Origin of the sequence: Lamprobacter sp. (genome assembly GCF_034860625.1) — a bacterium.
GTDB lineage: Bacteria > Pseudomonadota > Gammaproteobacteria > Chromatiales > Chromatiaceae > Lamprobacter.
The window spans coordinates 1-465 of sequence record NZ_JAYESN010000759.1 but is presented as its reverse complement, the minus strand read 5'-3'; the positions used below and the strand labels follow the sequence as shown (position 1 = coordinate 465).

1 protein-coding gene is annotated in these 465 nt (G+C 62.2%); it reads right to left on the bottom strand.

Annotation, left to right across the window (positions count from 1 at the left end):
- The coding region (locus tag VBE63_RS31170; RefSeq protein ID WP_323686804.1) for an Rpn family recombination-promoting nuclease/putative transposase at positions 1–465 on the bottom strand (465 nt) is incomplete at both ends.

The window sequence follows — 465 nt, the reverse complement described above, 5'->3', positions numbered from 1 at the left end:
CAGCTGCGGCTGGTAGGCGCGTAGGAACAGCGGTGGCGTGGGATGCACCAGCGCGTCGATGTCCTCGGCGGCTGTCCACCGCGAGAGGCCATTGTAGAGCAGGATCGGTAGGATCGGCGGCAGGCCCTGGGCGGGCGTGGTGACTTTGGTCTTGAGCAGATGCTGATAGAAGCAGGCGACGTAGTGCAGCATGCGCAGCGGCATGGTCTGATCGATGCTGGATTGAAACTCGATCAGCAGATAGAGGAACACCCGCTGGGTCAAGCCATTCCAGCGCACCTCAAGCGACCAGACGACGTCCTCGAAGCGCTCCTCGAACAGCGGGGTGATGTCATTGCCGCTGTGGTTCTTGAGTGTCGAGAAGTCCATCAGGCTGGCGATCTCCGCGGGGGCGAAGCCTTCGATCAGCTGCTGGACGAACTCGGGGTGGCTGAACAGCGCCTTGTAGCCGGTGTCGTGGTGCTT